This is a genomic window from Pseudomonas sp. B23(2017) (assembly GCF_002113725.1).
Classification (GTDB): Bacteria; Pseudomonadota; Gammaproteobacteria; order Pseudomonadales; family Pseudomonadaceae; genus Aquipseudomonas; species Aquipseudomonas putida_Z.
In genome coordinates this window covers 157,355-180,936 of sequence record NZ_NEJM01000015.1, presented here as the reverse complement: position 1 = coordinate 180,936, position 23,582 = coordinate 157,355, and the positions used below count along the sequence as shown (strand labels likewise).

At 63.3% G+C, this 23,582-nt stretch carries 22 protein-coding genes; 5 read left to right on the top strand and 17 right to left on the bottom strand.

The genetic code is table 11. The features are described 5' to 3' along the window. Window positions 1-261, bottom strand: a 261-nt coding sequence (locus tag CAG46_RS22100) for a toxin VasX (RefSeq protein ID WP_143493569.1), incomplete at its 3' end; no start/stop codon positions are given. 245 nt (window positions 262-506) lie between these two features. Between CAG46_RS22100 and CAG46_RS28955 the strand changes: the two genes are divergently transcribed. Both CAG46_RS28955 and CAG46_RS22095 read left to right on the top strand, forming a co-directional pair. After that, window positions 507-674, top strand: a complete 168-nt coding sequence (locus CAG46_RS28955) for a hypothetical protein (protein ID WP_178080719.1) — start codon at window positions 507-509, stop codon at window positions 672-674. A 96-nt stretch (window positions 675-770) separates the two neighbouring features. Continuing rightward, entirely contained in the window at window positions 771-950 is a 180-nt protein-coding gene (locus CAG46_RS22095; protein ID WP_170978830.1) for a hypothetical protein, read from the top strand. 565 nt (window positions 951-1,515) lie between these two features. Here CAG46_RS22095 and CAG46_RS22080 read toward each other — a convergent pair. The 7 genes from CAG46_RS22080 to CAG46_RS22050 all read right to left on the bottom strand — a co-directional run bounded on the left by CAG46_RS22080 (window position 1,516) and on the right by CAG46_RS22050 (window position 9,309). After that, the gene (locus CAG46_RS22080; RefSeq protein WP_085619441.1) at window positions 1,516-2,280 is read right to left on the bottom strand and encodes a hypothetical protein; all 765 of its coding nucleotides are present in this window, start codon (window positions 2,278-2,280) and stop codon (window positions 1,516-1,518) included. 64 nt (window positions 2,281-2,344) lie between these two features. Next, window positions 2,345-3,622, bottom strand: coding sequence for a bifunctional O-acetylhomoserine aminocarboxypropyltransferase/cysteine synthase (locus CAG46_RS22075; RefSeq protein ID WP_013972022.1), 1,278 nt, complete (start codon window positions 3,620-3,622; stop codon window positions 2,345-2,347). Between the two features lie 117 nt (window positions 3,623-3,739). Next, entirely contained in the window at window positions 3,740-4,177 is a 438-nt protein-coding gene (locus tag CAG46_RS22070; RefSeq protein ID WP_085619443.1) for a hypothetical protein, read from the bottom strand. Between the two features lie 63 nt (window positions 4,178-4,240). After that, window positions 4,241-4,930, bottom strand: a complete 690-nt coding sequence (locus tag CAG46_RS22065; protein ID WP_046614039.1) for a hypothetical protein — start codon at window positions 4,928-4,930, stop codon at window positions 4,241-4,243. A 180-nt stretch (window positions 4,931-5,110) separates the two neighbouring features. Continuing rightward, window positions 5,111-5,827: an aspartate/glutamate racemase family protein gene (locus tag CAG46_RS22060; RefSeq protein ID WP_085619445.1), complete on the bottom strand. Its 717-nt coding sequence runs from the start codon at window positions 5,825-5,827 to the stop codon at window positions 5,111-5,113. Continuing rightward, on the bottom strand, window positions 5,824-7,020 hold the full coding sequence (locus CAG46_RS22055; RefSeq protein ID WP_085619447.1) for a DUF917 family protein: 1,197 nt from the start codon (window positions 7,018-7,020) through the stop codon (window positions 5,824-5,826). Before CAG46_RS22055 ends, CAG46_RS22060 begins: the two co-directional genes overlap by 4 nt. Window positions 7,021-7,050: 30 nt before the next feature. Next, window positions 7,051-9,309 (bottom strand): sigma-54 dependent transcriptional regulator, encoded by a 2,259-nt coding sequence (locus CAG46_RS22050; RefSeq protein WP_085619449.1) that lies wholly within the window; start codon window positions 9,307-9,309, stop codon window positions 7,051-7,053. A 153-nt stretch (window positions 9,310-9,462) separates the two neighbouring features. Between CAG46_RS22050 and CAG46_RS22045 the strand changes: the two genes are divergently transcribed. Next, entirely contained in the window at window positions 9,463-10,542 is a 1,080-nt protein-coding gene (locus CAG46_RS22045; protein ID WP_085619451.1) for a hypothetical protein, read from the top strand. A gap of 60 nt (window positions 10,543-10,602) precedes the next feature. Here CAG46_RS22045 and CAG46_RS22040 read toward each other — a convergent pair whose 3' ends face one another. The 6 genes from CAG46_RS22040 to CAG46_RS22015 all read right to left on the bottom strand — a co-directional run bounded on the left by CAG46_RS22040 (window position 10,603) and on the right by CAG46_RS22015 (window position 18,469). Further along, complete coding sequence (locus CAG46_RS22040; protein WP_085619453.1) at window positions 10,603-12,360, bottom strand: OPT family oligopeptide transporter; 1,758 nt, start codon at window positions 12,358-12,360, stop codon at window positions 10,603-10,605. A gap of 575 nt (window positions 12,361-12,935) precedes the next feature. Continuing rightward, window positions 12,936-13,202, bottom strand: a complete 267-nt coding sequence (locus CAG46_RS29385) for a YkgJ family cysteine cluster protein (RefSeq protein WP_085619455.1) — start codon at window positions 13,200-13,202, stop codon at window positions 12,936-12,938. A gap of 2 nt (window positions 13,203-13,204) precedes the next feature. Then, window positions 13,205-14,827 (bottom strand): hypothetical protein, encoded by a 1,623-nt coding sequence (locus tag CAG46_RS22030; protein ID WP_085619457.1) that lies wholly within the window; start codon window positions 14,825-14,827, stop codon window positions 13,205-13,207. Between the two features lie 62 nt (window positions 14,828-14,889). Further along, window positions 14,890-15,990 carry a hypothetical protein gene (locus CAG46_RS22025; RefSeq protein ID WP_025338575.1) on the bottom strand — a complete coding sequence of 367 codons (1,101 nt, stop codon included), beginning with the start codon at window positions 15,988-15,990 and terminating at the stop codon, window positions 14,890-14,892. 104 nt (window positions 15,991-16,094) lie between these two features. Further along, window positions 16,095-17,114, bottom strand: a complete 1,020-nt coding sequence (locus tag CAG46_RS22020; RefSeq protein ID WP_085619467.1) for a YafY family protein — start codon at window positions 17,112-17,114, stop codon at window positions 16,095-16,097. 383 nt (window positions 17,115-17,497) lie between these two features. Next, window positions 17,498-18,469: a GlxA family transcriptional regulator gene (locus CAG46_RS22015; protein ID WP_085619459.1), complete on the bottom strand. Its 972-nt coding sequence runs from the start codon at window positions 18,467-18,469 to the stop codon at window positions 17,498-17,500. Window positions 18,470-18,599: 130 nt separating this feature from the next. Here CAG46_RS22015 and CAG46_RS22010 point away from each other — a divergent pair, with 130 nt between their 5' ends. Next, on the top strand, window positions 18,600-19,241 hold the full coding sequence (locus CAG46_RS22010; RefSeq protein ID WP_085619461.1) for an HD domain-containing protein: 642 nt from the start codon (window positions 18,600-18,602) through the stop codon (window positions 19,239-19,241). Window positions 19,242-19,423: 182 nt separating this feature from the next. On the opposite strand, the gene CAG46_RS22005 is transcribed toward CAG46_RS22010, so the two are convergent. Continuing rightward, window positions 19,424-20,473, bottom strand: coding sequence for a 5'-nucleotidase (locus CAG46_RS22005; protein ID WP_256575118.1), 1,050 nt, complete (start codon window positions 20,471-20,473; stop codon window positions 19,424-19,426). A 165-nt stretch (window positions 20,474-20,638) separates the two neighbouring features. After that, window positions 20,639-21,547: a LysR substrate-binding domain-containing protein gene (locus CAG46_RS22000; protein ID WP_085619463.1), complete on the bottom strand. Its 909-nt coding sequence runs from the start codon at window positions 21,545-21,547 to the stop codon at window positions 20,639-20,641. 94 nt (window positions 21,548-21,641) lie between these two features. On the opposite strand from CAG46_RS22000, the gene CAG46_RS21995 reads away from it, so the two are divergent. Continuing rightward, window positions 21,642-22,817, top strand: a complete 1,176-nt coding sequence (locus CAG46_RS21995) for an MFS transporter (protein WP_085707980.1) — start codon at window positions 21,642-21,644, stop codon at window positions 22,815-22,817. A gap of 131 nt (window positions 22,818-22,948) precedes the next feature. Here CAG46_RS21995 and CAG46_RS21990 read toward each other — a convergent pair whose 3' ends face one another. Continuing rightward, on the bottom strand, window positions 22,949-23,572 hold the full coding sequence (locus CAG46_RS21990; RefSeq protein WP_085619250.1) for a glutathione S-transferase family protein: 624 nt from the start codon (window positions 23,570-23,572) through the stop codon (window positions 22,949-22,951). Between the last annotated feature and the right edge of the window lie 10 nt (window positions 23,573-23,582).

Genomic DNA, 23,582 nt, shown 5'->3' with positions numbered 1-23,582 from the left:
CTGCTCGCTGACCGCATAGGCATGCCAGACCTGCTGATCGAGCAGCACATACAGGAAGCCCCTGCGCAAGGTGCGCAAGCCGATCTTTGTCGAGATATGCCGGCTATCCGCTACGGTGGAGACACACTCGGGGCGGGTATCGGGCACCAGGGCGCGGCGCAGCGGCAGGATCGGCAGGCCCTGGCGCTCGCAGAACATGCACTGGTCGTGCGGCAGCCCGGCTTCGGCGATCGCGAGGGCAATACGTTGGCTGATGGTCATGAGCGATCCTCGTGTTGGACAGGTCCTTGTCGACCTCTGAACACTAACGGGGAATCGCTTTCCAGAGAGGCATTGGGCTTCCTAAAAGCTTGTAGGAAACGTCTCTGAATAATGGTTTAGCTCTATATGGGACCATGATCGGTACCCCGGCCTTTTGCGCCACCTGTCGAACCCAAGGCACTGCTGGTGGCCGTTTTCCGTCCGACCTGTATGCGCGATCAATGCGCAAACCCAGGAGAACTTCCATGGCAAACGATCAGAAAGACCCCGGCCTCGAGCAAACCGAATCCCAGCCCGGCAGCGGTGACGGAGAGGTCCCGCTACCTTCGGATGACGAAGGCCCGATCGAGGAGGAGATGGAGGACGTGCAGGCCAACAATTCGGTTTCTGCCGAGCACCCGCAGCCTCGCTGACGGGGTTTGGCCGGAACGAATGCGGTTCACACCTTTCTAGCGAGGTATGCAGCGATGAGCCCCGATCCGAATGCCCAAGGCGGCACGAACCCGGACATGCCCACTTCACCTGACCCGGCCGTTGACCCCGACCGCCCGACCATACCAGACCCTGACGACGACCCGCTCATGAACGAAGAAGAGGGTGGTGATTGGCAGGAGGAAGACAGCTTGGCTGATGACGGCAGGCAGAGCGTGGAGCAGCCTGCGGTAGACCTGGATCAGCGCAGGGAATGACCATTGATAGGGCAGGGCGGGAGCGGGTTTCCCCGCGAAGAATCCGACACGGTGTATGGCACCGGCTGTGCCGGTGTTCGCGGGCATGCCCGCTCCCACAGGTACTGTGGCTGCCTTGAAGGTTGTGGTAATCCTGTGGGAGCGGGCGTGCCCGCGAAGAATCCAGCGCGGTGGCTGGCACCGGCTACGCCGGTGTTCGCGGGTGAACCCGCTCCCACAGGTACTGTGGCTGCCTTGAAGGCTGTGGTGATTTGTGGGAGCGGGCTTGCCCGCGAAGAATCCAACGCGGTGCATGGCACCGGCTACGCCGGTGTTCGCGGGTGAACCCGCTCCCACAGGTACTGTGGCAGTCTTGAAGGCTGTGGTGATCCTGTGGGAGCGGGCATGCCCGCGAAGAATCCAACGCGGTGCATGGCACCGGCTACGCCGGTGTTCGCGGGCACGCCCGCTCCCACAGGTACTGCATCTGCCTTGAAGGCTGTAGTGATCCGGTAGGAGCTGGCTTGCCTGCGATGGGCTGCGCAGCAGCCCCAATCGACGCAGTCCTGGCATGCGCGCCGGCGTATCACCCCCGTCGCAACGCAGCCGCCAGCCCCACGGTCAGGATCACGGCACAAAGCATGGCCAGGCTGATGGCAATTGCGACACCCCAGCCATCGAGCAGCCCTGCCAATACCAGATAAAACGCAATCACCCCCACCGCCCCGATCGCATTGCCCCGCACCATCGCCGCCATTCCTGCACGGCCATTCTGCACATGGGCGAACACCACCAGCGGCCAGGCAATCACCGGAATCGGCGCCAGCATGCCGCTGGCCGCCGGGCCCAGCCAGTTGGCCAGGCTTGTGATGACCATCAGCAACGAAGTGGCAGACACCATGCGCAGAGGGATCTCCCAAAACCGCTGCCGGGGCCGGGCCAGGGCATCCGGCCTGGGCTCGCGGCCGCTGGCGCGTATAAGCACGCCAATCAGCACCAGCGCCACGGCAATCGACAGGTACAGGTTGCCCCCGTGGGTAAACGCATAGGCGGCTACACCATAGAACAGCATCGCCAGTAATACGGCCGGGCCGATGCCGAGCCTGCGTGTAGCGAACAGGTAGAAAGTGTAAGTGGCCTGCACCGCCGCCAGGCCGCCCAGCGCGCCGGGCACCGCACCCAGGGCAAAGGCCGTACCCTGTTCCAGGCACAGGAAGGTCATTACCAGTGCCGAGGTGATCGGCAGGCCGGATAGCAACCCGCCGAGCAGGCCGCCCCAGCGACGCGAGGCGAGGGAGATGGCCCACATCAGTAGCGGGGTGACGATCAGCTTGAGGTAGAACAGGGTCATCGCAGGGCTATCCATATGTGCGAAAGGTGCGCCCGCCGTAGGCATTGGGTAGGGCGCAGATGAATCAACCGCGGCTGGCCTCCAGCGCCTGGGCCAGGTCGGCGATGATGTCGTCGCTGTGCTCGATGCCGATCGACAGGCGCACCATGTCCCGTGGCACGCCGGCCTTCTCCAGTTCCTCGTCGTTGAGCTGGCGGTGGGTGGTGGAGGCGGGGTGGCAGGCCAGCGACTTGGCGTCGCCGATGTTCACCAGGCGTACCACCAGTTGCAGCGCATCGATGAAGCGCGCGCCGGCCGCCTGGCCGCCCTTGATGCCGAACGACAGGATCGACGCTGGTTTGCCGCCTGTGTAGCGCTGGGCCAGCTCATGCTCGGGGTGGTCGGGCAGCCCTGCATATTTCACCCACGCCACCTGCTCGTGGGCTTGCAGGTAGCGGGCGACCTTCAGCGCGTTCTCGGTGTGACGCTCCATGCGCAGGGCCAAGGTTTCCAGGCCTTGCAGGATCAGGAAGGCATTGAACGGCGACAGCGCGGCACCGGTGTTGCGCAACGGCACCACCCGGCAGCGGCCGATGAAGGCGGCGGGGCCGAAGGCTTCGGTGTAGGTGACGCCGTGATAGGACGGGTCGGGGGTGTTGAGCAGGGCGAAGCGTTCCTTGTTGTCGGCCCAGGGGAACTTGCCGGAGTCGATGACGATGCCGCCAATGCTGGTGCCGTGGCCGCCGATGTACTTGGTCAGCGAGTGCACGACGATATCGGCACCGTGCTCGAACGGCCGGCACAGCACCGGGGTGGCCACGGTGTTGTCGACGATCAGCGGCACACCATGGCGGTGGGCGGCCTCGGCCAGCGCGGCGATGTCGACGATATTGCCGGCAGGGTTGCCGATGGACTCGCAGAACACCGCCTTGGTGCGCGAATCGATCAATGCTTCGAGGGCGGCGATGTCGTCATGGGCGGCAAAGCGGGTGTGGATGCCCATGCGTGGCAGGGTGTGGGCCAGCAGGTTGTAGGTGCCGCCGTACAGCTTGGCCACCGAGACAATGTTGTCGCCGGCCTCGGCGACGGTCTGGATGGCGTAGGTGATGGCCGCCATGCCCGAGGCCACCGCCAGCGCGCCAACCCCGCCCTCCAGGGCGGCCATGCGCTGCTCGAGCACGTCGTTGGTGGGGTTCATGATGCGCGAGTAGATGTTGCCGGCCACCTTCAGGTCGAACAGGTCGGCGCCGTGCTGGGTGTCGTCGAAGGCGAAGGAAGTGGTCTGGTAGATCGGTACGGCCACTGCCCGGGTAGTCGGGTCGGGGCTGAAGCCTGCGTGGATGGCGAGGGTTTCCAGCTTCATGCAATCGTTCCTTGAGCGTGGGTGGAGCGATCGAGCATGTGGCGGGGGAAGGGTATGGGTCAAGCGTGAACGCGCGATGGGCTGCCGGGCAGCAGCCCATCGCATCCACGGGCGCTTCTACTGGTCCTGCCGGCGCACCTGCATCAACCACTGCCCTCCATACCAGGCGCCACCTACCGCGATCAAGCCCGCCACTGCGCGCCAGTCACGGAAGAACAGTCGCATCGCATTGATGGTGGGCGGTGCGTCGCTACTGCGGACGTAAATGCGGATCCGCGAGGGTTGTGGTGCGGGATCGGTCTCCACGCTGTCGTGTTGCGACAGCGAAGCTGGGCTGACGCCCTCCTGGATGATCAGGTAGTCACGGCCCTGCTGCGCCACGCGGGCGTTGATCTTTTCCTTCTTCAACTGCTCGACCAGGCCTTTGGTGACGCTTTGGATCTGCTGATCCACGGTATGGACGAAGTCCAGTAACTGGGCGCCACTCACCTTTGGGTCGGCGGTAAACGCCAGCGGGCCGGCGTTGATGGTGGCGATTTCTATGGGTTTGTTCATTCTCAGCTCCTTGCCGAATCCGGCGACAGCAGGCCGGCGCGCTGCTGCGCGCCGGCCGCAGCTTCAGGCGTGTTCCAGAACCCTGCCAAGGCGCTCCTGGCGGGCAGCGATCAACCGTTGGGTAGCCTCGTAGGATACTTTGGTCACTTCGGAGTAGGTGATGGTCAGTTTTATATTGGCGCCGTCCATGCGCGCAGTTGCGGTTGCGCAGTTCATGCCACTGGGGAACTTGATCTCTCTTGGGCCGACAACGACGTTGCTGCTGATGACTTCACCCAGCTGTACCTTCTGGAACAGCCCCAGGTAATAAGTCGGTGTCACCTTGAACTGAGCCTGGCCGCTACCGACCACATCCGGCTTGAACACCGAACCCTGCCCGCTCATGCCGATACCCAGGTTGGCAGGCAAGTTCGATTTGTTGTTGATCTGGATGCTGTCTCCGGGCGCCGAGCCGCTACCCAGCACCAGTTGCTGGACGTTGTCCTTGAACACACAGTCCCAGACCGATCCGAGCTGCGTCGACAGCGTCTGGCTAGCCTTGTACACCCCGACGCCACCGACCTGCCGATAGTTGGCGATCACCACGTTGTAGTCGATGGTCCACTCCACCCCGCTGAAGCCCTGGGTGGGCACGGTGGTCTGCTTCCAGGACACGCTGTCGAGCCCTACCGAGCTTGGCAAGGTCTGGTAGACCGCGAGGGTCCAGGTATCGTTGGTCTGGTTGTCGAAGTCTACATAGTAGTCAGTGCTCATGATGCTCTCCTTGTCATGTGGGCCGAGCGTGTGGGGTCACGCGCTCGGCCCAGTGACAGGAGCATCGATCATGCCAGGCTGGTGATCGCTTTCCTTTCAACCAGTTAGGCCGAAAAGCAGGGGTACAGGTGGACGTTTTCGTCCACCTGGGGGAGCCCATGGCGGACGTATCCGGCCACCTCAGCCAAGGGGCGCCCTGGCGTAGCACAAACGGCTCGGTCGCACCTTCATTCGCACCAGCGACAGCAGGAAGCCGAAGCCACACTGGTTGGGGTCCAGCACCGGTACGTAGCAGCCAAGGTCCTGTTCGATAAGCTTCGACAAGCGCTCGGCGACACCCATGAAGCCGGTACAGCCGAGCAACAGTGCCTGCGCGCCATCCTCGTTGATGGCAGCCAGCCCGGCTTGCAATGCCTTGACCAGTACCACCTCCACATCACCCAACTGGGCTACCGGGCAGTCAATGGCTCGGATCGAGGCAAAATTGATGCTCTGGCCATAACTGGCCACATGACCGCGTTGCAGGGCCAGGGTGCTCTGCAGGATGGTGATGATGGAAAACCGCTGACACAACCCCAGGGCACTGAACGCGGAGGTGGGGAAGCCGCCAATGATCGGGATATCGATCACTTCGCGGGCAGGCTCCACGCCGCACATGTCGAAATCGCTCAGCCAGATGCCGTCGAACCCCTGCTGCTCAAGCTGTTGGGCCAGGCGCACCACCGCCAGGGCGTTCTCGGTGAGGTTCAGCCGGTTCTGGATACACGGGCTGCCCTGGTCGATGTTGTACACCTGGACCTCGACATCCGGGGGCACCACTGGGGCTATCGAGGCCAGCAGGCCCTCGTTGTAGTTGCTGCTGTTGACCGGCGCGAGAACCGCAATACGCAGGCTCATGGTCGTAACTCCTGCAGTTGCTCGATGCTTCGGTAGGCGCCCATGTAACCCAGGTCTGCCAGCAACTGCTCGAAGCTCCACGCGATCAACCCACCGGGCTGGCGTAGCGGCGCCGCCGCCTGCCAGCCGACCAGGCAGGCACCGCGCCCGGCATAGCTCGGGTCCAGCGAGCCGTCGGCGCGCACCAGGTCGCCGTTGGAGGCCAGTGCCGGCCCCGGCCCTTCGAAGAACCAGGCAATGCTGTCCGGGGCCATGGCCAGCGGTTGCGGCTGGTGCTTGTCCCACAGCAACAGCGACTCGTTCTCGTAGCACAGGCGCAAGCTGCCTTCCGGGCTGTCGAGGTCGATGCGGCCGATGTCAAAGCCGCCCTGGGTAGTCACGCCGGCGTGGGTCAGGCGCGCATTGCGGGACAGGCAGCGGGCCATCAGGCCGAACTGGCCAAGCCAGTCGAGCACGGCCTGGCAAGTGTGCAACTGCCCCGCAGCCAGGGCTCTGCCCAGCGCCAGGGCGCGGCTGAGGGTGCCGCGCAGCGGCAGCGCGGAAGGCAGCTGGTCGGGGCTCATGCACCATAGCGCCAGGCCACCGAACTCACCGAACGCCGGCGAGCCGACCACAGGGCGCAACATTTGCTCGGCGATCACATTGGCGTTTTCAGCGTACCCCTGGGCCTTGGCCGGCGGCGTCACATTCAGCTCCACCACCAGTCCGCCCTGGCTGACCACGAACGCCGGCCGCGGCGGTATACCGGCAGCAGCGAAGGTGAGCATCGGCAATGAGGGCACCGCGCGCCCGGCGCCGTCCGCATCGACCACCGCCAGGCCCAGCTTGGCGGCGGCCAGGCACGCAACCAGAAAGCCCAGCGCGCCGCTTTCCGGCGGCACGACATAGGCAAGCTCGCGGCCCTGCTCGTTCAGGCGCTGGCGCAAGCATTCCAGGGCCTGAATCGGCCCGAGCGGGTACTGGCAACGCCCGATCGTTTCCGGTGCACCCATGTACGCCACTACCGCGGCGTCGCCGGCACGGGCCTCATCCACCGTGACCACCCTGACGCGGTCGCGCGGGTAGAATTCCCCGACATTGAACGCGGCCAGCAAGTGCCGGGCCGACGCCAAGGTGCCGCCACCACCACTGCCAAAGAAACAACCACCGTTGATCAACGCTTGCAGATCCTTGTGCTCCAGCTCAAACGCCATGATCGTGCTCCTGCTTTCGGGTTGAGGGGGTCAGCTCGACAAACGTGCCAGCCAGCTACGCACGGTGCTGGCGGGCGGGTAGTCCAGTTGCGGGTCGAGACCGCGTAGCGCGCGCACCAGGATCGACTGCACCTGGGCGCCACGTTCGCTGCGTTCGAGCAACCGGGCCAATTCCAAGGCGGCATGCAGCCGCGCCGGCACCACGCCGAGGGTCAGTGCGGTGGACAAGGCGACGCGCAGGGTCGCCTCGGCTTCGCGGTCGTCACCAAGCGCCAGCAGCGCCCGGCCGCGTAACAGCATCAGTTCGCACAGGTAGGCGCGCTCCTGATGGTCCTGGGCCAGGTCGAGGGCGACATCCACCAGTTCCAGGCAGGCCTCTGCACGCCCGCCCAGCAACAGCACTTCGCCGCGCTTCCAGGCCTGGAAGCCATGGAACAACAGGCCGCCGTTACGCAGTACATGCTGCTGGTAGCCTTCGGCAATGGCCTGTTCACCGGCTTCGTACTCACCCGATATGCCCTGGTGATAGCCGCGCAGGATCATGCCCACGCCCCGGTAGAAGGAGAACTCGTGGCGCGCACTGAGCAGCTCCAGCTCGCGGGCCTGGCGCCCGAGTGCATCGCGCTCGCCCAGCACTGCGGCGAGCCAGGCCGCGCCCTGCAGGGCGACCGCGCGGTTGAAGGGGTTGTCGACCGCCTGCTCGGCGCGGGACTGCAAGCGGGCCAGCGCCTGGCGCGCCTGGCTGAACAGGCCCAGCTCGAAGGCGGCCAGGCCTTCGAAAGTGCGGGCCAGGCCCACCAGGTCCAGCCCTTGGTTCGATGGCCAACTGGCCTGGTCGTCCTCCAGCAGCCTGCCGCGCGTCAGGCAGGCCAGGCTTTCCTCGAAATCGCCGAGCCAGAACAGGGTGTTGGCCATGGCCAGGTGGGCCTCGATGCGCAGTGCTTCGCCACCGGCTATCTGCGCCTGCTGCAGCATCTGTTGTGCCGTAGCGCGGGCCTCTGCCAGTTCCAGGCCCATCAACAGGGTGGTCCACAGCCCGAACGACACCGACGCCATCTCTTGCGCCTGGCCTTGGCGCGCGGCCAAGGCCTGGGCGTCCCGGTAGCTGGCCAGGCTGGTGATGCTCAACCAGCCCTCAATACTGCGAAAGCTGACTCCCAGTAACCGGTGCAACTCAAATTGCAAACGCCACAGGTCTTTGCCCTCGTAGACCCGCTCGGCTACTTCCAGGCCTTTCTGCAAAGGGCCCAGGGCGCCGCGGAAGTCCGCCCCGTCGATCAGCTTGCGGCCTTCGGCCAAGTAGCGCTCCACGGTCAGGCGCAAGTCCTGGCGCAACCGGACCCGCCGCTCGATCACCTTGCGATTGACCCCCAACAGCTGCGCCGCAGCACTCTTGTTGCCGTTGCAGCGGTTCAGCGCATGCTCGATCAGCAGTGTTTCCACCGCCGCCAGTTTGTCCGGCCCCTCAAGCCCGAGCAGCGCTTCGGCCAGCTCTACGGCAAGCGCAGAGGCGGGCGAGGGCGGTGCCAGCAACTGCTCGAGGGTTTCCCGGTCGACCAGTGGTGAAGGGGCCAGGGTGCCGATGCGATCGATCGAATTGCGCAGTTCGCGCACATTGCCGGGCCAATCTCGCTGGCACAGCAGCTCCAGCGCTGCGGCATCGAAGTGCAGCGGTCGCCGTTGCTGACGGCAGAAGTGCTCGATCAGGTCCGGGATGTCCTCCCGCCGCTCGTTCAGCCCCGGCAGTTCGAGCTCGAACACCGACAAGCGGTAGTACAGGTCTTCGCGAAAGCGCTCCTCGGCCACCAGGCGCTTGAGGTCACGGTGGGTGGCCGCCACCACCCTGCCGCGGAAGTGCCGGCTCTCGCTGCTACCGAGCGGCCGGTACTGCCCGGTTTCCAGCACCCGCAGCAGCTTCGGCTGCAGGGCCAGGGGCAGTTCGCCGATCTCGTCGAGGAACAGAGTCCCCGCCCCAGCCATCTGCAGATGGCCCATGCGGTCGCCAACCGCGCCTGTGAACGCGCCGCGGGCATGGCCAAACAGCTCGGACTCGAGCAATTGCTCGGGGATCGCCCCGCAGTTGAGGTCGATGAACGGTTTGCCCGGCGCGCTCAGACGGTGCAGTTGCTGAGCGATGACTTCCTTGCCGGCTCCCGTCGGGCCGAAGATCAGCACCGGCCGGTCGCTCTGCGCCACCCGCCGCAGCAGGGCTTGCAGCGCCTGCATGGCAGGCGAACGGCCAGGCACGCCGTCCTCGTCGCCCGGGTGCGTGGTGCACAGTGGCTCCATGAGAATCCATCCTCGTTGGGGTGAGCCAGGCAATGAGGTATAGCAGAGCGACGCGGCCGCTGCTGTGTGTCCGGGTGGCCACCGGTCAGAACGTCGTAAATGGCGTGTTTATCGTATTGCTTCGAATGCCTGCCTTGGGTTGATAGCGAATGTATGATGCACGTCGTTCGATATCGAAAGTTGGAGAAGCGCACATTGCTTAAGTGGATCTCTGGATTATTTGCGGGAAGTGAAGAGTACGAAACGCCGGGTGACTGGGTAATGGCAATTCGTCGCTGGCGCATGCTGGCCAAGATCTTGGCCACGATTGTGCCCTTGATGCCAGTGCTCCTGTATCTGTTGTGGGTGGCGCCAGTTTTCGAGGATTCAGAAATCACGAACTCTGCGGTGCTTGAGGTGATCAACAGTGAGTCTTATCAGCAAGCTTCCAATGAAGTATTTGGGCTGCTTGCCCGCTACAATGAAGGGCTGATCGATCTGGATGCGCTGCATGGATTGCAGGGCGTCCACCCGATAGGTGGCGTAAGGGTCGCATTCAATTTGAAACTGGTTCCGCGGGACGAGTCGAGGGACGGCGGCGGCAAGAAATACAAGCTTGATGGTCAATATAAGGTCTCGCTCTCGGTAAGATACCTGGTCCTTTTTCTATGCTGCGAGTTGGTGTTGATTGCGCTAACCGTATACGTTTTCGTAAGGTCACCTAAAGCACTTCGCCTGTTTGAAGAACAGATTCTGCAGACGCATTTCTCCTTTGATCAGCCCGCGCCGTCCATGCCTGCCGGTCAAATTGTCGAGCGCGTCTTGGTCCGCTTTCATCGTTTCGCCAAAGATCTGGAGAACCGCTCGCGCGGTCGCGACGGCATCCAGGTGGAGGATGAATACGATGTGCAGTTTCTGGTCAACGCACTGTTGAGGATGGAATTCGACAATGTGAAGACCGAGGAATCGGCTCCCAGCATGGCGGCGGGTGGTACTCGTCTGGACTTTCTACTGCCTGAGCATGGACTGGTTGTTGAACTGAAAATGACGCGCGATAGCATGACAGCGAGATCGCTGGCCGATGAACTGATCCTGGATATCGCGCGGTATCGTGCTCATCCCAAGTGCCATGCCATTACTTTCTTCGTCTATGATCCTCGCGGCTTGCTTAAGAATCCAGTAGCACTCCAGACGGAACTATCGGAAGTTGCAGGCGAGTTGCCGGTTAGGCTGGTTGTTTCGCCCAATCAGTAATCAATGCGGCAGCAAGATCAATTTTTCCAGGCTGCGGCATGGCTGCGCCATGCCAACCACTTACAGCATCCGCACCATCTCCCAGAACGATGCCGCCACCCCGGTAATGCTTTCCCCGGCAATCAGCCCCGCTGCGGCCGTGATCGCAAACCGCTCTGTAACGCTCGGCCAACGGCAACCGACCAGCCAGGTAACCACCGCGCCGAGTCCCATCATCATGCTGATCGATGCCGGCAGTATGAACGCCAGCCCCAGCGCGCCGGTACTCGGCAGCCAGCGCGCCACCCATTGCGGCAGCAGGCTGTCCAGCGCGCCCAGCAGTACGCCTGCCGCGCTGCCGGCCACGATCGCCCAGCGCAGCTCCGGCGACAGCGCCCCCAGCCCCTGCATCAGGGTCTGGGCCACGGCCTTCCAGGTCGCCACGGCCGGTGCGGGCCATTGCTCGGTAAGCAGCAGGGTCTGCGGATCGGGAATCAGCACCAGGTACACCAGCACGCCCGCCACGCTGCCGATGAGAATGCCCAGGCACTGTGCAATCAGTTGCTTGTATGGCGTCGCGCCGATCGCCTGGCCTACCTTGAAGTCGTTCATCAGGTCGGTGGCTTGCCCGGCCGCGCCGCCGGCAGTGTTGGCGCTCATCAGGTTGATGGCCACCTGGCCCGGGGCGACCAGGCCAAAGCTGAGCTGCGACAGCTTGCCGATGGCGCCGATTGGCGCAATACCGGTGGCGCCGACCACGCGCGCGGCGACCACCGCAAGGCATATCGCCAAGGGAATGCTCAGCAGCGCCATCCACCAGTCGATGCCGAACAGCAACGCCTGTAGCGCCACCACCAGCGCAATGGACAATAACAGCCCGCACGCAGGCGCCAGGTAAAATCGCCCAAGGGCGTGCGCTGCCCGACTTGCCAGCGGGGCGGTGGGCCTTTGCCGGGGCATTTGCAACAGGCGGACCGACAATGAAGTCAGGGTCGCGCATACCATCAGGCTGACGCCCGGCCACAACAGCCATTCCACCAGGGCAGCGAACTGTGGGCCGCTGGCGTTCGGGGCCAGCACCACCAGGGCATGGTCGATCAGCAACGGTGCCAGCCCGCCCCAGGCCAGCGCGGCGCCGAACAGCAGCGTCAGGCCCACGCGGATACCGATGATGCCGCCGAAGCCGACCAGCATCAGCGAAGGATCGAGCGTGAAGGTCAGGCGCTCGAGCACAGGCGAGGGTGCCCAGCGCGGAATCGCCCAGACGAACCCGTCAATCCACTTCACCAGCCCCGACAGCAACGCGGCGCTGCACAACACCTTTATCCGCATCATGGCTTCGTGGCCGTGGCGGTAGATCTGCTGCAATGTCTCCAGGGTCGCCATGCCCTCAGGGAACTTCAGGCCATGGTCATCTAGCAGGGCGGGGCGCAGATACCAGGCGATCCAGATGCCCAGGAAGCTCACGGAGAACACCCAGGCCATCATCGGCAGCGGGTCCAGCTGGTGACCGGTAAGCAGGGTATAGGCGGGGATCGGCGCGACCAGCCCGCCAGAAACGATGGACGCGGCGGCCGAGGCCACGGTCTGGTTGATGTTGCTTTCGTGCAGCGTCCATGCGGGCCGTCCCTTCCTGCGCCCCGCCAGGCCCTGCCACAGGGCGAAGCCGACCAGCAAGGCGATGATCGACATGTTGAATGACCAGCCGATCCGAAGGCCCGCGTACACATTCGAGGGTGTCAGCAGAATGCCCAGCACTACCCCGGTGAGCACCGCCCGCAGGCTCAGTTCACGTTCGATGCGAGCCTGGGGAAGGGCGGTGGACGGGGCATCTCTCATGGCAATCCCTTGTCGGAGTGGTAAGCGCGCTTTGCACAACTGAGCCACTGCCGCCACAAAGGTTCACTGTTGCTTCTGGTTGTGAAAGGTGCCCAGCAACAGCCCGGAAGTGCTAGCCGGGCGATGATTGGCGGATGGGCTAGCCTGCTCTACAGGCATGCAAGCCGCAATCACAGGCAACGGTCCTCCCTGATTGCCAGTACGACTGTAAAGATATGCAAAGTTTCCCCGGGCCATCACGCTGCCACTCTAGAATCCGCGCGCTGCCGAACCGGCCAACGGTCGGCAGAAGATCTAGCCTTGTGGAGCGTTGCAATGAAGTCGAAACACCTTTTCCGCGCAGCCTTGGTTGCGGCGCTGGTATCCGTCTTGTCGGGTTGCTGGATGTTCATGCCGCCGGGAGGTGGCGGTGGTCACGGTGGTGGCCACGGCGGTGGCGGTGGCTTTGGCGGCCATCAGGGGGGCGGCCCTCGCTGAGCCGATCTCGCGAGGGAGCGCACTGCCTCGGCCGGGATGCGTAATCGCACCCGGTGCGAGAGCGCCCGTCCAATCTGACAGCCGCCGCTATTTCCTGGCTACCTGCTTGACTGCGCTTCCAGCACCTCACATACCTGAACATTAAGCTTCACAAACTCGTCCCAACCATACCGGCTGGCGTAGTGCAGCTCATATTGCCGATCCACCCGGCATATATCGGGCCTGTCGTTGTAGATCGTGCAGCGTTTGCTGGGCACGTCATGATGTCGACAGGTGCCGTCCCCCCGGTCGAGGAAGCGCGTTTCCTCGGCCAGGTGAACGTTCCGGCAGCACAGGCCGCACTGGTTGCACGGAAACGGCTGCATCCTTACACCAGCGAGGCCAGCCAGTCGCGAGTGCTCGCACTGTTGCCCATTTCAAACGGCAGCTCGATGTTGCGCTTGGCTACCTCTGCTTTCAGCACCATGCCGCGCTGCAGTTCATCGTTGCACGCCATCAGTGTCAGCGAGAACGCTTCAAGTTCATAAGCATCCAGGTTGAACTCAAGCTTGCTCAGCTCGGTCAGGTAACGGTCCAGCTCTGCGTTTACCGACTCGAAGTGCTTGACCACACCGGCGTGGGGCATGATCGACTCGATGAAGGCCCAAAGCTTGTGGGCCACTGGGCTGTGCAGCAGGAAGTAGTTCAGGCCCAGGGTGACCACGCCGGTGACCAGTGCGCTGGCAAACGCCACCAGTTCACCGCCGAACGGGAAGCTGCACAGTGGCAGCAGTTGGGCATGCACCATGGTGCCCACGACAGTGGCGGCACCGAGGGACATCAAGCTGGTAACGGCCTTGCAGAGGTCGACGAAGCCCAGTTGTTCGGGGTTGAAGATCATCAGTTTGATGGCCTTGACCAACTGGCCCCAGACCTCGCGGATGATCTTGACCGCCATGACCTTGGTCGTGGCGAACACATTGAATAGCGTGGTGGTCGCGCTGGCCATGACACCCGCGAAAACGCCGTCCTTGAAGCCGATGAGAAAGTCCGTGAAGCGTTTTTGCACACGCGTCCAGATGCCTTTCAAGGTGCTGTTGACGCTGTCGATGAAGGTTTCGAAGTCGAACTTGTGCTTGAGTTTTTCAAGCAGCGCCGGCACCTGCCCGCGCAATTCGAACCAGACTTCGGCCAGCACCAGGCCAAGCATCTGGCGGGCACCCATTTTCAGGCCGGCATCCAGCGACGCGGAAGCGCTCTGCTTCCAGAACTTGCTGCTGGTGTAGTAGGCGCGGTTGATCTGTTCGTTGTAGGGCGCCCGGGCAGCCTCGTCCCGTTTGCGCATCTCATCGGGGTCGATGGCCTTCAACGTTTCGATCTTGTTTTCGTCTTTGCGAATCTGATCTTCCAGCACGCGTGCATTGTGCTGTTGCTCGGGGGTGTCACGCGGCAAGGTAGCCAGGCGTGCACGGTCCTTTGCCAGTTTGGTTTCGCTTCTGCCGATCAGCTCGGGCAAATCGCGGAGGTAGTCGTTGATAGGCGTCTGGCCTTTCGACTTGTTGATGCTTTCGTGGGTCGTTTGCAGGTTGCTGCTCTGGTTCGCCAGCTCGACACCGTCCAGCCCGGCCAGCACGCGGCCGGCATCGTCATGAATTTCCTTGGCACTGATAACGTGATCAAGGTTGCGTTTCTGGGCTGCACTCAACGTGGTGTTGCGGTAAGGGTCGTGAAGTTCGCCAGCCAGGTGAGTGGCTTTGTCCCTGCGCCCTGTCTCGATGTAGTTTTCGTGCTGATGGTACGGATCCGGATTGTAGTCGCCGCGCTTTTCAAAGCGTTGCTTCTCCTGCTCCGTTGCCCAAACGCCATTGCGTGCATTGTGGATGGTGTCCACCTCGCCGCCGTGTTTGTCCTGGAACAAAAGAAAGTCCAGGCCAAAACTGGTGGCCAGGCTGGTGACTACGGTTTTCTCGAGCTCTTCAGCCCAGGGATAGTCTCGCGCTGCGGCGTGCATGTTCGGGTCCATGAAAATCGAAAAGGGGGAGGTGGGGAAGGCGAGCCTTCCCCGGGAGGGCATCAGGCTGCTTCGACCTTTTCTGCTTCAGCGCTGGCGCTGACCATCACTTTGTCGAGTTCGCTCTCGTTCAGGACCATCGAACCGTCGTTGTCCAGCTCCATGGTCGGAACACCATCTTTGTCCTTGGCGACCTGACCGTTGACCTTCTTGAGCTTGAAGATCGGGGTGGTGATGACGTTCACCAGAATGGCCGCCAGGGCGTAGCCGTTTTCGATGGTGCGCACGATCGACTCGTTGTGCTTGGCCAGTTCCGCCTTGGCATCGACGTTGCGGCCTTTGAGGTCCTGCAGGAAGCTGTCGATGTCCTTCAGGCTGTCGAAATACTGATTGAACTGGGCGTAGATGGACATCAGCGAACGACGGATCTTGCGGGTGTAGTGTTCTGTTTCACCGAGCATTTCGGTGGCGCGGGCAAGCTTGCCGACTGCCGCTGTAACTTCCTGGTCGGCTTTGCGGGCGTTTTTCAGCGCCTCCTCGCCGTGGCTGTTGTAAGCCCAGCCAGCAATCGCCAATACCGGGGCGGCCACTGCTGCGCCCAGAATTGCGGTACCGCCTGCCATGCCCAGGCCACCGGTAGCCAAAGAGCCGCCACCGATTGCCGCCAGGGTCGCGTTGGTAGCGGCAACACCAGCCAGCGACGAAATGGCGGTGCCGGTCGAAGCCGCACCCAGGGCCATTACACCGCCATAGACGGCGAAGCCCGCCGCAGCGCCCGCAGTACCTGCGCCCGCTACGGTACCCAGCACACCAACAGCAGTGAAGCTGTAGCTGTCGACCTTTTGCAGGTTGTGCTTGGGAATGTTGACTTCCAGTTTGTGCTGGCGGCCGGCGTTCATCTGGTCCAGCAGTTTGTCGGCCAGTACCTTGAATTCAGCAAAACTCTGGCCGATCTCCAGTTCCTTTTTCCCCAAGGCTTCGAGAGCGGAAGTGGTTTTGGTTTCCTGCTCGTCAAAGATTTCCTTCTTCGCCTCATAGCGTTCCTGGGCGCCTTTGACAATTTCGTCGGCTTCCGAATGACGTTGGTATCCGTCGTAGCCTTTCTTGGCTCCGTAAGCAGCTGTAACCAAGGCGGCGGCACCGAGGATTAGAGGAAGCGGCATGGCAATGTCCTTTTGGTGGATATCGATATCTGTCTAGGTTTGCTTTCGCGCTCACATTGAGCAGCGGTAGCGGAAAATCGGCACAACGTACTGCAGGGTTGAGGTCAGGCGGGGCAAGCCTCCAGGTAGAACGCTTGCATCGAGCGCAAACGCTGGCGGATCTCGTCGACCCAGACCTGTGGGGCATGTAGGCGGATGTTGTCGTTGAGCGCGAATATCCACCACAGCGTTTCCCGGTCCAGGGGCACCCTGGCGCGTAATCGCTTCCAGTCCTCTGAAGGCAGGTCAGTCAATTCCTGTTGCTGGCTGAGGGGCGTCTCGTGCAACAAGGTGGCGATCTGTGGATGAACATCGGCGATCAGTTCTACATGGGCGTCGGACTGGCGCAGGTTGAATACGCCGCTGGCGATGTAGTCGTTGACATCGAAGCTGCTGTGCAACTCGGCAGCTTCGCCCAGCACTTCGATTTGCTGGATGCGATGCAATGCAAACTGGCGCAGGTCACTGTAGTCATCAACCGTCGCAATCAAGTAGCTGATGGCATGACGCGATACCAGCCCGGCCGGATGCAGGCGAAATTGCTTGATGGCATCTTTGCTGCGGCTTCGATAGCTCACCTGCAGTTGCCGACGCTCCAGCAACGCGCTGGATACCTGTGCCCATACCTCTGGCAACACCGTAGCCGGGATCAAGGTTTTACCGTTGGGCAGTGCACGAACGCGCCGGGCCCAGTCGGCCAGGCCATTGGCCCCTACGCCATGCAGGTAGTTGCGGGCGCGGCGGAACTGCGGGCCCAGTTGGTCCAGGACTGTTTGCGGCAATAAGGCGTGCAGATGGTTTTCGGACAGGTAAAGCGCCAATGCCGTAGGCGCATCCATGTCTTGCAGCTGCAAGGGCGCGTTACGAGTGAAGCTCCAGCGAAAAGGCATCTCGCTGTCGTCGCACACGAGGGAGAAGGGGATGGACAACCGATTCAGGTCGCGTTGAATGGAACGCAGCGTGACCGAAAACCCGCTATCGCGAAGCTTCTCCAGCAACGTGGGGGTGGCAATGCGCTGTGGCTCTGTCGGGATAAGACGGAGCAAGGCAAACAGTCTGAGCAGCGTGTCCTTCGCTTGTGACATGAAAACGACCTTGTTCTGGATCACCGGCTGCCCGGCACGACTTCTAGCTGTGCGGATCGTACCGGTGAATGGTGGCCATATGCTAGTGGTGATGGCGGTTTAATGGCGCATTTGCGCGTCAATTTTTATCGCCTTTGGTATTACGCGGGCTTTGCGGGCTCACTGCCGTTGCGCTTTTTCGCGTTTGAGCTCGCAGTACTCGCGATACCACTCGTATCCCTTCTTCACCACCACGGCAAAGCCGATGACTGCAAACAGGTCTCTCATCTCGTTTTCTTCCTGGCTTGGTGTGAGTAGCTTTTGCCAGGAGGGCGACAACCTGTGTCGCTGGGGGGCTGATTGGCGTTGCACATTGCGTGAACGCCACCCTTATCAAGGTTTCTTCACCCCGACCGCCCAAACCGCTTGCGATACTCCGCCGGCGTCACCCCCACATGCTTCACGAACGCCCGCCGCAACGTATCCGCATTGGCAAACCCACAAAGCGCCGCCACCTGCTTCGGTGCCTCTCGCCCAGCCTCCAGCCGCGCCCGCGCATCATTCACCCGCGCCAGCTCCACCCACGCGGCCGGGGTCATGCCCACATCACCCTGAAACACCCGTGCAAAATGCCTCGGGCTCAGCCCAACCCGCGCAGCCAGGCTGGCAACCCCGTGGTCCAGTGCAGGGTTGGCGGCCACGTAACGCTGCAACCCCTGCAATGCCGAACGTCCGACCGGCGACGTCCCGCCCTGCCGGCTGAACTGCAGCTGCCCGCCAGGCCGCTTGAAGTACATCACCAGGTGCCCGGCAACCTGCTTGGCAATATCCCGCCCCAGGTCTTCTTCCACCAGGGCCAGTGCCAGGTCCAGCCCGGCCGTTACCCCCGCAGCGGTACGCAGGTTGCCGTCATGCACCTGAATGGCGTCGGCATCCACCTGCACCCGCGGATAACGCTCGGCCAGCGGCTGCGCCACGGCCCAATGGGTGGTCACACGCCGGTCATCCAGCAACCCGGCAGCCGCCAGGGCAAACGCCCCCGTGCATACCGAGCCGTAACGCCGGCAAGCGCCCGCGCGTTGTCGCAGCCAGTCGAGAATGCCGGGGCGCAGGTATTGTTCGGCAGCCTGCGGCGTGCCGGCGACCAGCAAGGTGTCGATGGCTTCCAGGTCTTCGCCGATCCAGCCATCGGCGACCAGGCGCGTACCGGATGAGCTCACCAGCGGCCCCGGTTCGCAAGCCAGCAACAGCAGGCGATAGGCGTCACGGCCGGCCTGGCGGTTGGCTTCGGCGAACACATCGAGCGGGCCGCAGGCATCCAGCAGTTGTACGCCGGGCATGGCCAGGATGGCGACCGTGATGGGGGCAGAGGGCATGGTGGCTCCGGGCGTTGCGCCGCAAGTCCGTAATCCGCCGACAATGGCAGTATCTGGCGTTACAAGTCAATTGAGGACATTGGCTCACGACCGCAGACTGGGCTCGTCATCAACCCACCCAGGAGCGACCATGTCCTCATCCATCGCCGGTATCCAGGTGCCCGACAGCGCCATGGCTCGGGAAATCACCGAGCTCGTCCGTGACACGGCTTCCCCTTTGCTGTTCCACCACTCCAGCCGGGTGTTCTACTTCGCGGCCCTTGCCGGGCAGCGGCTGGGGCTGCGCTACGACAGTGAACTGTTGTACGCAGGCTGCATGTTCCATGACATGGGCCTTACCTATCAGCACAGCAGCGATTGTTGCCGTTTCGAGGTGGACGGTGCCAATGCGGCGCGCGATTTCCTCCAGCGCCACGGTGTGGACGAGCGCGATGTCGAGCGTGTGTGGACGGCGATCGCGCTGCATACCACGCCAGGCATTCCAGAGCACATGCACCCGCTGATCGCCCTGGTCACGGCGGGGGTAGAGACTGATGTGCTGGGGCTGCACCACGAAGGGCTGGGGATTGCAGCACGGGACGCCGTGGTCCAGGCGCACCCGCGTGGGGAGCGGTTCAAGGAGGCGATCATCCAGGCGTTTTACGACGGGATCCGGCACAAGCCGCAGACCACGTTTGGCAACGTGAAGGCGGATGTGATCGCGGACAAGGAGCCTGCATTCCGGCCTGGGAATTTCTGCAGCGTCATTCGGCAGTCCTGCTGGGCGAGCTGAGTAAAGCGGGCGGAGGATGGCACTGGCGTTGCGCAGGTATTGCGCATTACATCAAACCGGTGCGATCGAAGTGGGAGCAGCTGTCTTGCTCACATTCTAAAAGTTGGCGCGAACCCCTGTGGGAGCGGCCTTGTGTCGCGAAAGGGCTGCAGAGCAGCCCCAGCAATTTCAACTGTTGCGCATCAATCCTGGGGCCGCTTTGCGGCCCTTTCGCGACACAAGGCCGCTCCCACAGGTTCACCGACAACCTCGGGAGCAACGCTGTACCTGTGGGGCACGTCGAGCGCAGAGTCCGCCACCGAGCGCTCGCGATTCGCCACCCCGAACGGCACATGCACCATCGGCAAATCCCCCGCCGGCGATTGCAAATGGCTGCGCTGGTCATCAAAGAACACATGCGGCTTCAGTATCGACAGCACCCTGGGTTTTTCCATCCCGCCCAGAAAGAAGCACTCGTCCGGCGATACGCCCCAATCCTTCAACGTCGTCACCACCCGCTCGTGCGAAGGGGCATTGCGCGCCGTCACGATGGCAATCCGCAAGATGCGCTTGTACGCCGGGTCCTCGGCCAACTTGCGGTCTTCGAGCATGCGAATCAGCGAAAGCTTGCGGTACAGGTCCGCCAGCGGCCCCGGCGAATGCGGGATGCCCTTGCGCACGCGTTCATGCTCCTGAAACTCGTCCAGGTTGTCGTCGCGCTTGTACACGCGCTCGGCCTCGTCATCGGCAATCACCCCGTCAAAGTCGAAGGCTACCCGCAGTTCGGTGTCGATCTCGTCATCGTAGATGCGTGTCGGCAGCACCCGCCCGGCCGGGTAGTTGGCGTCGATGGCTTTCTGCACATCTTCCTCGTTGGCGCTGAGAAACAGCGAGGCATTGAACGCCGGGATGTACTCGTAGGGCGAGCGGCCCGACATGAACGCCGCGCGGGTGATGTCCAGCTGGTAGTGGCTGATCGAGCGAAACACCCGCAGGCCGGTTTCCGGCGAGTTGCGCGACAGCAGCACCACCTCCACCGGCAACTGCTCGGGGAAGGCCTGGTTGATGCTCAGGAAGCGGCGAATGAACGGGAACGCCACGCCCTTGGGGAAGGGTTCGTCCAGGTTCTGCTGCTGGTGCTGGCGGTAAGCCTCGACGCCCTGGGTCTGGTAGATGTCGTCCGAGACGGTGAGGTCGAACAGCGCACTCGAAGCAACGCCGATGACCAGTTTCTGTTCGATGGGGTAGGGCATGAAGCAACTCCTGAGCGTGAGCCGAGGGCAAGGGATCCTGTACAGTGCGATTCTGTAGGAGCGGCCTTGTGTCGCGAAAGGGCCGCAAAGCGGCCCCTGGATTTCAGCAACTGTGCATAATCTGTTGGGGCTGCTCTGCAGCCCTTTCGCGACACAAGGCCGCTCCTACAAGGCGCTGGGCATGCCTGACAGTTGTTCCACCAGAAAATCCACGAACACCCGCACCCGCGCCGGCATCGCCGGGCCGCCGACGAACACCGCATGGATCGGCTCGCGATCACCGGGGTTGTACGCCTCCAGCAACGGCACCAGCTGCCCTTTGGCCAGGTCATCGGCCACGGTAAAGGTACCGATGCGCGCCACGCCGGCGCCGAGCCTGGCCAACTGCGCCAAGGCCTCGCCGCTGCTGCATTCGATATTGCCCGTCACCTTCAATGAAAAAACCTGCCCGTCGCGGCGGAACGGCCAGTCGGGTGCGGCGCGGCGGAAGTTGAAGCGCAGGCAGTTGTGCCGGGCCAGGTCCTCCGGCACAAGCGGCGTACCGCAGCGCGCCAGGTACTCGGGCGAGGCGACGATCACCTGGCCGGTTTCGCCAATGGCGCGGGCGCTCAACGAACTGTCCGGCAGGTGGCCGAAGCGCAGCGCCACGTCGGCCTGGCCGCCGAGAATGTCGGCCACTTCGTCGCTGAGGGTAAGGTCGACCAGCACCTGCGGGTAGCGCGCGCTGAACGCTGCCAGCAACGGCACCACGGTCAAGCGGCCATGGCCTAGCGCTGCGCTGACTCGCAAGCGCCCGCGTGGCACGCCCTGGTCGGTGATGGCCTCCTCCACTTCGAGCATGTCGGCCAGCACCCGCCGTGCACCACGCAGGTACGCTTCGCCCTCGGGCGTGAGGGTGATCGCCCGGGTGGTGCGCAGCAGCAGGCGGGTGCCCAGGCGCTGTTCGGTGCGCGCGAGGATGCGGCTCACCGCCGAAGGCGTCAGGCCCAGCGCCCGGGCGGCTGCGGACAGGCTGCCCTCCTGGGCCACCTTGGCAAATATTTCCATCTCTCCGGATCTTCCACTGAAGTCCATTTGTGCCTCTTCAGCAAAGGTGGTTCGCAAAAATGCAGTCTAGTGCGGCTCGGCTTCGGATCGTAGCATTTGCAGCACAGATAAGGAGCTTGCCATGCGTATCAATCCACCTCTTGTCGCACTCGCCATCGGTGCCTTCGGCATCGGGGTCACCGAGTTCGCCCCCATGGGCATGTTGCCCAGCATCGCCACCGACCTTGGCGTCTCCATCCCCGCTGCCGGGCTGTTGGTCAGTGCTTATGCGATCGGTGTGCTGATCGGTGCACCGCTGATGACCCTGGCCACGGTGAAGATCCCGCGGCGTTACCTGCTGATCGGGCTGATGGCCATCTTCACCCTCGGCAACCTGATGTCGGCCCTGGCCAGCGACTACGCCAGCCTGCTGGTCGCCCGCGTGGTCACCTCGCTGAACCACGGTGCGTTCTTCGGCATCGGCTCGATCGTCGCGGCCAGCGTGGTGCCGCCCGAGAAGCGCGCCGGGGCCGTGGCCGCCATGTTCACGGGGTTGACCCTGGCCACCATCGGCGGAGTGCCGCTGGCGACCTGGTTCGGTGAAATGCTGGGCTGGCGCACGGCATTCTGGGGCATCGCCGGGCTCGGCCTGGTGGCAATGACGACCCTCTGGTACGCACTGCCCAATGTGCCGTCGCCCAAGGGTGGCGGGGCCATGGCCGAAATCCGCGTGCTCGGCCGCGGGCCGGTGCTGGCGGCATTGCTGCTGACCGTGGTGGGCTCCAGTGCGATGTTCACGGTATTCACCTACATCGCGCCGATCCTGCAGAGCGAGGCGGCAGCGTCCACCACCTTCGTCACGGCCATGCTGGTGTTGTTCGGTGTCGGCCTGACCTTGGGCAACGTGTGGGGTGGCAAGGCGGCGGACCGCTCGATCGACCGTACCCTGATGTTGTCGCTGGCCGTGCTGATTGCGGTGTTGCTGGTGTTCCCGCTGGTGATAGACTGGCCGCTGCCGACTGCGCTGGCGATCCTGGTTTGGGGCGCTGCCAGCTTTGCCCTGGTGCCGCCGCTGCAGATGCGGGTGATGGAGGCGGCCAAGGATGCGCCCAACCTGGCGTCGGCGGTGAACATCGGGGCGTTCAACCTGGGTAACGCGATTGGTGCGGCGCTGGGTGGGGCGGTGATCAATGCCGGGCTGGGGTATTCGGCGGTTTCCCTGGCGGGGGCGGCGATGGCGGCTTTGGGCCTGGTGATGGTGCTGCTGTTCGCTTGGCGGGGGCGGGCGGGGGCTGCGGCGAGTCAGGTTGCTGTGTAACAGGTGGAGATCTTCGGGGGGCGCTTTGCGCCCCATCGCGACACAAGGCCGCTCCTACAGGAAGTCGCGATTCCTTGTAGGAGCGGCCTTGTGTCGCGATGGGCTGCAAAGCAGCCCCACAGTTTGGCCCATCACGGCGTACCGTTACGGCCATGCAGGTGATAGGCCGGGCGCTCGCTCAGCCGCTCGTAATAATCGCGCACGGCCGGCAGGTGCGGGTGCTCGAACGGCGTTTCGAACCAGCGGTTGACCGACAGGCCAATGGGGATGTCGGCCAAGGTGAACTGGCTGCCGGCCACGTAGGCACCGGTGTTTGTCAGCTGGCGGTCGAGAATGCGCATGTAGCGCGCCCAGTCCGCGCAGCCGGCGGCCAGGGCCTGTGGGTCCTGGTGGGCGGGCGAGTGCCTGACCAGCGACATGAACGCGTAGCTCCAGGAACGGTTGAGGTCCGAGGCCTGCCAGTCGATCCACTGGTCGATCCTGGCCCGCGCCTGCGCCTCGCCCGGGTAGAACGCGGTGGCGCCATAGCGCGTGGCCAGGTAGCGGATGATGCTGTTGGATTCCCACAGGGTGAAGTCGCCATCCTGGATCACCGGGATCATGGCGTTGGGGTTCAACGCAAGGAACTCGGCGCTGTCCGTGGGCTTGAAGCCCGCCCCCCAGTCTTCGCGCTCGAACGCGACCTCGAACTCGGCGCACGCCCACAGGACTTTTCGTACATTGATGGAGGAGGCTCTGCCCAGTATCCGTAGCATGGTGTTCATC

Bases quoted from the DNA above. Each gene is read 5' to 3' on its own strand.
- CAG46_RS28955 (WP_178080719.1), top strand. From the start codon at position 507: ATGGCAAACGATCAGAAAGACCCCGGCCTCGAGCAAACCGAATCCCAG.
- CAG46_RS22095 (WP_170978830.1), top strand. From the start codon at position 771: ATGCCCACTTCACCTGACCCGGCCGTTGACCCCGACCGCCCGACCATA.
- CAG46_RS22080 (WP_085619441.1), bottom strand. From the start codon at position 2,280: ATGACCCTGTTCTACCTCAAGCTGATCGTCACCCCGCTACTGATGTGG.
- CAG46_RS22075 (WP_013972022.1), bottom strand. From the start codon at position 3,622: ATGAAGCTGGAAACCCTCGCCATCCACGCAGGCTTCAGCCCCGACCCG.
- CAG46_RS22070 (WP_085619443.1), bottom strand. From the start codon at position 4,177: ATGAACAAACCCATAGAAATCGCCACCATCAACGCCGGCCCGCTGGCG.
- CAG46_RS22065 (WP_046614039.1), bottom strand. From the start codon at position 4,930: ATGAGCACTGACTACTATGTAGACTTCGACAACCAGACCAACGATACC.
- CAG46_RS22060 (WP_085619445.1), bottom strand. From the start codon at position 5,827: ATGAGCCTGCGTATTGCGGTTCTCGCGCCGGTCAACAGCAGCAACTAC.
- CAG46_RS22055 (WP_085619447.1), bottom strand. From the start codon at position 7,020: ATGGCGTTTGAGCTGGAGCACAAGGATCTGCAAGCGTTGATCAACGGT.
- CAG46_RS22050 (WP_085619449.1), bottom strand. From the start codon at position 9,309: ATGGAGCCACTGTGCACCACGCACCCGGGCGACGAGGACGGCGTGCCT.
- CAG46_RS22045 (WP_085619451.1), top strand. From the start codon at position 9,463: ATGATGCACGTCGTTCGATATCGAAAGTTGGAGAAGCGCACATTGCTT.
- CAG46_RS22040 (WP_085619453.1), bottom strand. From the start codon at position 12,360: ATGAGAGATGCCCCGTCCACCGCCCTTCCCCAGGCTCGCATCGAACGT.
- CAG46_RS29385 (WP_085619455.1), bottom strand. From the start codon at position 13,202: ATGCAGCCGTTTCCGTGCAACCAGTGCGGCCTGTGCTGCCGGAACGTT.
- CAG46_RS22030 (WP_085619457.1), bottom strand. From the start codon at position 14,827: ATGCACGCCGCAGCGCGAGACTATCCCTGGGCTGAAGAGCTCGAGAAA.
- CAG46_RS22025 (WP_025338575.1), bottom strand. From the start codon at position 15,990: ATGCCGCTTCCTCTAATCCTCGGTGCCGCCGCCTTGGTTACAGCTGCT.
- CAG46_RS22020 (WP_085619467.1), bottom strand. From the start codon at position 17,114: ATGTCACAAGCGAAGGACACGCTGCTCAGACTGTTTGCCTTGCTCCGT.
- CAG46_RS22015 (WP_085619459.1), bottom strand. From the start codon at position 18,469: ATGCCCTCTGCCCCCATCACGGTCGCCATCCTGGCCATGCCCGGCGTA.
- CAG46_RS22010 (WP_085619461.1), top strand. From the start codon at position 18,600: ATGTCCTCATCCATCGCCGGTATCCAGGTGCCCGACAGCGCCATGGCT.
- CAG46_RS22005 (WP_256575118.1), bottom strand. From the start codon at position 20,473: ATGCCCTACCCCATCGAACAGAAACTGGTCATCGGCGTTGCTTCGAGT.
- CAG46_RS22000 (WP_085619463.1), bottom strand. From the start codon at position 21,547: ATGGACTTCAGTGGAAGATCCGGAGAGATGGAAATATTTGCCAAGGTG.
- CAG46_RS21995 (WP_085707980.1), top strand. From the start codon at position 21,642: ATGCGTATCAATCCACCTCTTGTCGCACTCGCCATCGGTGCCTTCGGC.
- CAG46_RS21990 (WP_085619250.1), bottom strand. From the start codon at position 23,572: ATGCTACGGATACTGGGCAGAGCCTCCTCCATCAATGTACGAAAAGTC.